This is a genomic window from Microbacterium xerophyticum, assembly GCF_053543555.1.
In genome coordinates, this window is record NZ_JBLVOB010000006.1 from 679998 (window position 1) to 689045 (window position 9048).

General features: G+C 66.0%; 11 protein-coding genes and 2 tRNA genes. 6 read left to right on the plus strand and 7 right to left on the minus strand.

Translation table 11 applies throughout. The annotated features are described in order from the left end of the window. Positions 1–256: 256 nt before the first annotated feature. From ACNPNP_RS09960 to ACNPNP_RS09980, 5 genes are all read right to left on the minus strand, one after another. Positions 257–898 carry an ATP-dependent Clp protease proteolytic subunit gene (locus tag ACNPNP_RS09960; protein WP_448965864.1) on the minus strand — a complete coding sequence of 214 codons (642 nt, stop codon included), beginning with the start codon at positions 896–898 and terminating at the stop codon, positions 257–259. A gap of 20 nt (positions 899–918) precedes the next feature. Continuing rightward, the gene (locus ACNPNP_RS09965; RefSeq protein WP_448965865.1) at positions 919–1515 is read right to left on the minus strand and encodes an ATP-dependent Clp protease proteolytic subunit; all 597 of its coding nucleotides are present in this window, start codon (positions 1513–1515) and stop codon (positions 919–921) included. An 80-nt stretch (positions 1516–1595) separates the two neighbouring features. After that, a complete protein-coding gene (locus tag ACNPNP_RS09970) occupies positions 1596–2078 on the minus strand; it encodes a tetratricopeptide repeat protein (RefSeq protein ID WP_448965866.1) in 483 nt (160 codons plus the stop codon). A 66-nt stretch (positions 2079–2144) separates the two neighbouring features. Beyond that, positions 2145–3659 carry a trigger factor gene (gene tig / locus ACNPNP_RS09975; RefSeq protein ID WP_448965867.1) on the minus strand — a complete coding sequence of 505 codons (1515 nt, stop codon included), beginning with the start codon at positions 3657–3659 and terminating at the stop codon, positions 2145–2147. A 60-nt stretch (positions 3660–3719) separates the two neighbouring features. After that, positions 3720–3796: transfer RNA gene (locus ACNPNP_RS09980), tRNA-Pro, on the minus strand. Positions 3797–3904: 108 nt separating this feature from the next. On the opposite strand from ACNPNP_RS09980, the gene ACNPNP_RS09985 reads away from it, so the two are divergent. From ACNPNP_RS09985 to ACNPNP_RS10010, 6 genes are all read left to right on the plus strand, one after another. After that, positions 3905–3978 (plus strand) — tRNA-Gly (locus ACNPNP_RS09985). A 129-nt stretch (positions 3979–4107) separates the two neighbouring features. After that, on the plus strand, positions 4108–5205 hold the full coding sequence (locus ACNPNP_RS09990) for a hypothetical protein (RefSeq protein WP_448965868.1): 1098 nt from the start codon (positions 4108–4110) through the stop codon (positions 5203–5205). 150 nt (positions 5206–5355) lie between these two features. Further along, positions 5356–5904, plus strand: a complete 549-nt coding sequence (locus ACNPNP_RS09995; protein WP_448965869.1) for a SipW-dependent-type signal peptide-containing protein — start codon at positions 5356–5358, stop codon at positions 5902–5904. After that, a complete protein-coding gene (locus tag ACNPNP_RS10000) occupies positions 5883–6548 on the plus strand; it encodes a SipW-dependent-type signal peptide-containing protein (RefSeq protein ID WP_448965870.1) in 666 nt (221 codons plus the stop codon). The genes ACNPNP_RS09995 and ACNPNP_RS10000 overlap by 22 nt, the downstream gene beginning before the upstream one ends. Positions 6549–6558: 10 nt before the next feature. Then, entirely contained in the window at positions 6559–7758 is a 1200-nt protein-coding gene (locus tag ACNPNP_RS10005) for a signal peptidase I (RefSeq protein WP_448965871.1), read from the plus strand. Further along, positions 7755–8291 carry a hypothetical protein gene (locus ACNPNP_RS10010; RefSeq protein WP_448965872.1) on the plus strand — a complete coding sequence of 179 codons (537 nt, stop codon included), beginning with the start codon at positions 7755–7757 and terminating at the stop codon, positions 8289–8291. The genes ACNPNP_RS10005 and ACNPNP_RS10010 overlap by 4 nt, the downstream gene beginning before the upstream one ends. A gap of 65 nt (positions 8292–8356) precedes the next feature. On the opposite strand, the gene ACNPNP_RS10015 is transcribed toward ACNPNP_RS10010, so the two are convergent. Continuing rightward, complete coding sequence (locus ACNPNP_RS10015) at positions 8357–8713, minus strand: RNA polymerase-binding protein RbpA (protein WP_448965873.1); 357 nt, start codon at positions 8711–8713, stop codon at positions 8357–8359. Positions 8714–8715: 2 nt separating this feature from the next. Continuing rightward, positions 8716–8964, minus strand: coding sequence for a preprotein translocase subunit SecG (gene secG, locus ACNPNP_RS10020; RefSeq protein ID WP_448965874.1), 249 nt, complete (start codon positions 8962–8964; stop codon positions 8716–8718). Positions 8965–9048 lie beyond the last annotated feature (84 nt).

The following is a 9048-nucleotide window of genomic DNA, read 5'->3' on the forward strand; positions in this document are numbered from 1 at the left end:
AGCACGCACGCGCGCATGCGCCTGCTCATATGCGCATAACGCGGAGGCGGCGCTGCACATTCGTGGGTCTCGCCCGCGCTCGCCCTGCGCTCCCCTCGCGCGCACCACCATGCTTTTCGTTCGGAGATGTGCGCTTCGCTCGGAGGAATCGGGGGGAATCGCTCCGAAGCACGCGCACTTCTCCGAGCGAAGCGCACACGCGGAGGGCACGGAAAAGGGGCGACGGTCCGAAGACCGCCGCCCCTTGGATCGGATGCTACGCGCGCTTGCGCGTCGTGAGCACCTGGTCGACGATGCCGTACTCCAGCGCCTCGGCCGCAGACAGGATGTTGTCGCGGTCGATGTCGCGGTTGACCTGCTCGACCGGCTTCCCGGTGTGCGCCGCCATCGTCTCCTCGAGCCAGGTGCGCATGCGGAGGATCTCCGCCGCCTGGATCTCGATGTCGGACGCCTGGCCCTGGCCCGCCTCGCCCATGGCGGGCTGGTGGATCAGCACGCGGGCGTTCGGCAGCGCGAGGCGCTTGCCGGGCGCACCGGCGGCGAGCAGCACGGATGCTGCGGATGCCGCCTGTCCGAGGACGACCGTCTGGATCTGCGGCGCGACGTACTGCATCGTGTCGTAGATCGCCGTCATCGCGGTGAACGAGCCACCGGGCGAGTTGATGTACATCGTGATGTCGCGCTCGGCGTCCTGGCTCTCCAGAACGAGGAGCTGAGCCATCACGTCATCGGCTGACGCGTCGTCGACCTGCACGCCCAGGAAGATCACGCGGTCTTCGAAGAGCTTGTTGTACGGGTCCTGACGCTTGAAGCCGTAGGCGGTGCGCTCCTCGAACTGCGGGAGCACGTAGCGGCTGGACGGCAGGTTGCCGGCGGATTGGAAGGTGGGGGTGTACATAGGAGTCCTTTCGAATCCGCTTAGTTGGCGTCCTGGTCGGTTCCGCCGCCGCCGGTCACGTCACTGGCGTGCTCACGGATGTGGTCGACGAAACCGTACTCGAGTGCCTCGTCAGCGGTGAACCAGCGGTCGCGGTCGCCGTCCTCGTTGATCTGCTCGACGGTCTTGCCGGTCTGGCCGGCCGTGATCTCCGCGAGGCGCCGCTTCATCGAAAGGATGAGCTGGGCCTGGGTCTGGATGTCGCTCGACGTGCCGCCGAAGCCGCCATGCGGCTGGTGCAGCAGCACGCGTGCGTTCGGGGTGATGTAGCGCTTGCCCTTGGTGCCGCTGGTGAGCAGCAGCTGCCCCATCGAGGCGGCCATGCCGATGCCGACGGTGACGATGTCGTTCGAGACGTACTGCATCGTGTCGTAGATGGCCATGCCGGCGGTGATCGAGCCACCGGGCGAGTTGATGTAGAGGTAGATGTCCTTCTCAGAGTCTTCTGCAGCGAGAAGAAGGATCTTCGCGCAGATCTCGTTGGCGTTCTCGTCACGCACCTCTGAGCCCAGCCAGATGATGCGATCCTTCAGCAGCCTGTCGAAGACGCTCGTCGCGAGGAGGGGTTCTGCAGCCATGTCAGCTCCTGTTTCCGTGTTCGGTGATTCGAATCTACCGGCGCGCGCGCGGCGCCCAGGCCGTGTTCGCCGTCGGCATATCAGGCGTCGCGCTCGCCGATCTCGCGTGCGTATGCCGTCACCGAACGCCGGTACTGGCTGAGGTGCGGGGCCAGCGCCTCCAGAGCGACGGATGCCGCGGCCGCGCTGTCGCCGGACGAGACGAGAGCGAGTGCGTAGAACGCCGTGGCTTCGTCGCTGAGCGCTCCCCCTCGTTCGCGCTCCTCCTTCAGCATCTGCAGACTCTCGTCGATGCGACCGAGGTTGCGCAGGGTGCTGGCCAATTGAATCGTGGCCTGAGCCCGACGGGACTCGTCGAGACCGGCTGCGAGAGCGCGACGGTAGTAGGACACCGCGGCCATCTCCGCGCCGGCGGAGTCTCTGGCGCCTGCGCGTTCGAACAGCGCGACGGCATCTTCGTACTCCCGCTCGAGCGCGAGTGAGTCGATCGCCCTGACCCTGTCGTCGTCCGAGAGGGCGTCGTCCGCCCAGACCGCATCCACGCGGTCCTGCCAGTCGTCCATGTTGCTCCTCATACGCGGAAGGACGGATGCCGTGGCATCCGTCCTTCCGTCACGATCGGTGTGAGATCACTCGGCCTTGTCGGCAGCCTTCTTGGCGGGCGCCTTCTTGGCAGCGGGCTTCTTGGCAGCGGGCTTCTCCGCGTCGTCCGCGGCCGCGGCCTTCTTCGCCGGAGCCTTCTTCGCAGCGGGCTTCTCCGCGGCGTCGTCGGCCTTCTTCGCAGCAGGCTTCTTGGCGGGGGCCTTCTTGGCGGGCTTCTCGTCCGCCGCGGCCTCGGCCTCGGCCTCGGCCTGCTCGTCCTCGTCATCGACGGCGACGAAGCCCGACAGGTCCACGGTCTTGCCGTTGGAGTCGACGACCTTCACCTTGCCGAGCGCGACAGCGAGGGCCTTGTTGCGAGCGACCTCGCCGGCGAGCGCCGGAAGCTGGTTCGACGACTGCAGAGCCTCGACGAACTCCTGAGGAGCCATGCCGTATTGCGCAGCGGACTGGACGATGTACTGGCTCAACTCCTCCTGCGAGACCTGCACGTCGGCCTGCTCGGCGATCGTGTCGAGGAGGACCTGCGTGCGGAACTGCTTCTCGCTCGCCTCGGTCACCTCTGCGCGGTGCTCGTCGTCCTCAAGACGGTTCTCCGACTCGAGGTGGTTGTGCACCTCGTCCTCGATGAGCTTCGGCGGAACGGGGATGTCGATCTTCTCGAGAAGCGTCTCGATGAGCTGGTCGCGGGCGGCGGAGCCCTGACCGAAGACGGCCTGCTCGCTCACGCGCTCGGCGAGGCTCGCACGGAGCTCTGCGATCGTGTCGAACTCGCTCGCGATCTGCGCGAAGTCGTCGTCGGCCTCGGGAAGCTCGCGCTCCTTGACAGCCTTGACGGAGACGGACACCTCGGCCTCGGAACCGGCGTGGTCTCCGCCGACGAGCTTGGAGTTGAACGTGGTGTCCTCACCGGCGGTGAGGGATTCGATGGCGTCGTCGATGCCTTCGAGAAGCTCACCGGAGCCGACCTCGTAGGAAACGCCCTCGGCACGGTCGATCTCTGCACCGTCGATCGTGGCGACGAGGTCGAGCTCGACAAAGTCGCCCTTCGCAGCCGGACGGTCGACAGGGATGAGAGTGCCGAAGCGGGCACGCAGAGTGTCGAGCTCGGCGTCGAGCGCGGCCTCATCGGTCTCGACGGCGTCGACCGTGAGCGTGATGTCGTCGAACGAGGGAACCTCGATCTCCGGGCGGACGTCGACCTCGACCTCGACGATCAGGTCGCCGGAGAAGTCCTTCTCGTTCGGCCACTGGGTGATGTCAGCGGAGGGACGACCGACGACGCGCAGCTTCTGCTCATTGGCAGCCTCGCGGAAGAACTTGTCGAGGCCCTCGTTGACGGCGTGCTCGATCACAGCGCCGCGACCGATGCGCTGGTCGATGATCGGGGCGGGAACCTTGCCCTTGCGGAAGCCGGGGATCTGGACGTCCTGGGCGATGTGCTCATAGGCGTGCGCGACGCTGGGCTTGAGGTCGTCCGGGGTGACCGTGATGGTGAGCTTGGCCCGGGTCGGGGTCAGCTTCTCAACGGTGCTGTTCGCCATGCTTGTGTGTTCTCCTTGTGATTTCCGCGTGATGATGCGGTCGTGAGGTATGGAGGGCCGTGGTCGGGGCGACAGGATTTGAACCTGCGACTTCCCGCTCCCAAAGCGGGCGCTCTACCAAGCTGAGCTACGCCCCGTGACCCCGCGCGCGGGAACGGCCTTGTCGAGTCTAACGGACAGCGGGTCGCTCATCGTCCGCTATGATTGTGGAGTCGGTTCCCGCACCCTCTCGAGGGGCGGCATCCGGGGCTGTAGCTTAGTGGTAAAGCCTCTGTCTTCCAAACAGATGATGCGAGTTCGATTCTCGTCAGCCCCTCCACTTTCCTCAGGAGGATTCGTGACCGCAACGGCTGCTCCTCCTCCATCTGGTGGTCACGATCTCGGTACCGTGTTCGGCTCGTCAGTCGCCCCCGCATCCGCTCCGAGACCACGCGGAAGACGTGCAGGGTTGATCTGGACCGGCGTCGGCATCGTCGTGCTCGCGGCGGCATGCACCGCGGTCCAGGTGAGCGCGAACCTGGGCTACGACGACGCCCTCAGCGGGTTCGAGACCGCGGTCGACGGCGCCGAGGACAGCGGCCTCGTCCTCGACGAGGAGCTCGCCGCTCTTGACGGCACGCTCGCCGTCGCTTCGGGGGTCGTAGAGGCCGACAGCGGAACGCTCATGGACACCGCATCGAAGGATGCACTGGTCGCAGCCGTCGAAGAGGCGCAGACGACGATGACAGACGGCGCCGCGGTGCGGGAGCAGGAGCTGCCGTCCACCGGGGACAAGCCTGCGTGGGCATGGGAGCTGTTCGGTGAGACGGCGCAGCTGAACTCGGAACGCGATGAGGCCGAGGCTCTCGACGAAGACTTCGACACCGCCGGCGAGCACGCCGGCAAGGCGTCGAGCGCGGTCTCAGAAGCGGGTGCGGCGGCGGTCGCATCGGCGGCTGACGCCGCGGCGGGCTTCGAAGCAGCGCACATCTCCGCACGGAACCTCGACATCATCGCACTGCGCTCGGCAGCCGAGCGGGTGCAGCTCAGCGACGGCGCCCTGGACGAGGCTGCGTCAGCCGCATACGCCGACCTCGAGGCTGCCGCATCGCAGATGCTGGTGTCGGAACAGGCAGAGCTCGCGGAGAAGAGCGGGCCGCTGTACAGCGCGCGCCTGGAGGTGGAGGAGTTCGCGCGATCCCTCGCGCCCGGGGTGCTTCTCGACTTCGACTGGTCCGAACTCGTCAACGGGTACGGTTACGGCGACAGTATGGGTGGCTATGCCACGTGGTGGTATCAGGATCCCGGTTACGCGACCATCGAGCTGTCGGACTCGGTCGCCGCCTACTGGCCAGGGTCACGAAGTCAAGCACTCGTCGCGCACGAGGTCGGCCATGCCATCAGCGTCAAGTGCGACGGGATGTACGACGACTCCGACCAGGCGAACATCGAGGCGTGGGCCACTGCCTGGGCGATCAGCATGGGGTTCACGGATGCCGCGAACGGCACGTCGGCCTACGGCGCTCCCCCGCAGTCGATGATCGACGCCGCCGCCGGGTGCCGCTGACGCCAGTCACGCTCGACCGGGTTCGTTCATGCGACTGCATTGCATTCGTTGTCATTACGTTGCGATGCTGCTGCTGGCCGATCGCCGACTTGCAGGTTAGGGTTTGCGAAACAGGCGCCCTACCCAAGCGGCTGACGAGAGGGGATAAAGATGGATGCTTCACGAAGGAACAAGATCTATGCCATTCTGGCGGGCGGCCTCGTGCTCGGCGTCGGCGCAGCAGTGACGCTGGCCGCTTGGAACGATTCGGAGTTCGCGACCGGGACGTTCACCGCCGGGTCATTCGATCTTCAGGGATCGACCGACGGGACGAGCGGATGGGCCAGCCACGACACCGATCCTGGAGCCACGCTCGACTTCACGGTCGACGCTGACAATCTCGCGCCAGGCGACAGCGTGTACGCCCTGTACTCCATCCGGCTTGTCGGAACCACTGATGGCGACCTCACGAACGTCGCACCGACCACCGCCGGGGCCAACGCAGCGAACCTGGCCGCGGAGACCCACGTGATCACGGGAACCGTTTGCGACGCGACGACGTTCACAGCCGGCAGCGCCACACTCCCGACCACGATCACGGCCGGCACGGACGCGACGGCCGCACCCATCAACTATTGCCTTCAGGTGACTGCGGGAAATGACCTTGTGCAGGCCGCCGAGGGCACTGTGACCTGGCAGTGGACAGCAGAATCCCAGTAGTCGAAAGTCGTGGTTCACGGCGCTCAGCTCTGACGTCGCGGCGTCGGCGCACGTTCGCTCGTGCGCGGGCGCTCCTCATCGGCGCGCTCGTGCTCGGGTTCGGCGCATCCGCGACCCTCGCCGCGTGGACGGACAACGAGTTCGCGTCGTCACAGATCACGGCCGGAACGTTCTCGATCGTGTCGCGCACAGCGTCTGCACCGACGTTCGCCGAACACCCCACGGCCGCCAACGCCGTGACATTGCCTCTCGGAGCGACGAATCTCTACCCGGGGCAGAGCCGGGCGGCATGGATCCAGATCACTACCGCCGGGACAGTGCCGGGCACCGTGCAACTGACCGCTGTTGCAGCGCCGACGAACGGCGCGAACGGTGATGCGCTACGAGATTCTCTCGACGTGCGCATCATTCCGACGACGGCGGGGGTGAGCACGACGCCGACCTGCACTGCAGCGACGACGGGTGGGATCACTTACACCGGGATCGGCAACGTACCCGCCACCCTGCCTGTTCAGACGCTGCAGTCCAACGGCACCAACGTGGTGAACTACTGCATTGTCGTCACCGTCCGAGCCGATTCGCCCAGCACGGCTCAAGGCGGAATCGTGACCCCGACCTGGACCTTCACCGGCACGACCGGGTGATGAGGAACACATGAGCACCATAGCGCGCGGGGCTGTCCGCGTCGGACGAGTCGTCCGTGAGGTCGTCCTCACGGTGCTCGCGCTCGGCGGCGTTGCATGCATCGTGCTCGTCGTCCTCGCCTTCACCGGTGGCTACTCGCTCATCATGTTCAAGACCGGATCCATGTCGCCGACCATTCCCGCAGGATCTGTCGCACTGGTCCAAGAGGTCCCCGCATCTGCTCTGGCGGTCGGCGATGTCGTGACAGTCGACAGGCCGGGCGACTTGCCGGTGACACATCGGGTCACAAGCGTGAGCGATGGCCAATCCGCCGACCAGCGCAAGATCACCATGCGCGGCGACGCGAACGACGCCGACGATCCGCTGCCCTACACGGTCTCGGATGCGCGCATCGTCCGCGGTTCAGTCCCCTATCTCGCGAATGTGATCGTCTGGTTCGGCAACCCCTTCGTGCTTGGGGGCATAACGATCGGCGCGGCGGTGCTGGTCACCTGGGCGTTCTGGCCGAGAGAGCCGCGTCCTGCGCCGGTCAAGCCCGCTGAGGACGAACCGCAGACCCGCCGCGCACGCCGCGCTGCCGGTTTGGCCGCGGTCAGTGTTGTGCTGGGAGCCAGCGCGATGGCGTGGGCACCCCCGCAGGCGCAGGCAACCACGGATCTGCTCACCCTGCAGTCTGATCTCGACACAGCTGCGACGTATTCATTGGATGCTGTGGAGCCGCTCTACTGGCATATCGATGTCGACGCCGGTCCTGCTCCCGACGACGGTGAACTGATTATCGACCTCTCCGCGAGCGGCTCCGAGGTGCTCTCGCTCAGCGCTGAGGTTCGCGCCTGCAGCGTGGCTTGGTCAGGTGCGCAGTGCGCGGACGAGGAGCGGATGCTGCGCGAGACGGCGCTGGTTGCCCTCGACGGCAGCTGGGACGTGCTCGTCGAGGAGGCGACACCGTCGACGACGCATCTGCGCGTCGGGCTGACGGCGGTGCTGGATGCGAACGTCGCCTCCGCAACCGTATCGGTGACGGTCCGCGCCGCGGCCGGACAGATCGTGATCGACGACACGATCAACGGCAGTGATGGCCTCGCGGCAACCGGCGGACAGCCCTGGATGATCCTCGCTGCCCCCGCTGCGATCCTCATCGGCCTCGGCGTGACGCTGATCGCTCGGCATCGTCGCACGCGGGCGGTCGACGATGAGGCCTCGACATGATGGGTCGGTTTCGCACCGGCGCTATCGCGGGTGCGATGCTCGCCGTCGTCGCGCTCTGCGCCGGAGCCGGCGACGTGACGATCGAGCAGACCGAGGCTGCGTGGTCGAAAGCCGAGTACGCGTCGGGAGGCACCATCAGTGCGGCGACGCTGGTCGCGCCGTCCAATGCGACCTGCGTACCCGCCAGCGTCATCGTCGTCGGTCTGCAGTCCGTCCGGCTGACCTGGTCATCGCCGCAGCAGGGCGGTCAGCAGATCCAGATCGTGAAGAACGGCGTCACGGGAACGGATGTGCAGGGCACCGCGGGAAGTGTGATCACGCAGACCGGAAATGCGAACAACGCCTACCAGTATGAAGCCACCTTCAGCACTGCGAAGCTTCTCGGCCTCGTCAATCTCGGCGACCTGCTCGGCGGGACGTACACGATCCGCATCTACAACGGCTATGCCGGAAGCACTTGGATCTCCGCACCGAAGACATTCCAACTGAACGTCGTCCTGCTGGGGCTGAACACGACCTGCCCTGCAGCGTAGCCACAATAGGAAATGACCGTCGCAAGCCCCGGCTCACGGCGGTCATCTCCAGAGCAAGACCTATTTCAGGCCTGTCCGCGGCGTTCGCGCAACTGCGTGAGCGCGTCGTCGAGAAGCTGCGACGCCTCGTCGTCGGTGCGACGCTCCTTCACATAGGCGAGGTGCGTCTTGTACGGCTCGTTCTTCGCCAGCGCTGGCGGATTCGCCTTGTCGCGGCCGGCGGGAAGTCCGGACTGCGGGTGATCGATCGTGTCCGGGATCTCCTCTTCGGGAAGACCAGCGGCGAAGTAGCGGACCGTCTCGTTTCCGAGGCCGTCCCAGTACGACACCGCGATGCGGTCGGCGTGGTAGCCGTGGTCCTGCTCGCCCATCGGGCCCGAGCCCACCCGGGTTCCGCGGATCGCGTTTCCTCCACTGGCCATGGTCAGATCACCTCGAGTTTCGTGATGAGTCCGAGCGCGACGATGGAGATGAACCAGAGCAGCGCCAGAACGATGGTGAAACGGTTGAGATTGCGCTCTGCGAGACCGGACGAGCCGACAGCAGAGGTCATCCCACCGCCGAACATGTCGGACAGACCGCCACCGCGGCCCTTGTGGAGAAGGATGAGGAGTGTCAGCAGGACGCTGGTGATGCCCAGCAGGACCTGAAGGACGAACTCAAGAATTGCCACGAAGAAGAGCCTTTCGAAGGGGCTGTTGTCTGCCCGTAAGGGTCAAGTATACGCAGTGACGGGGCCGCAGCCCCGTCACCACTT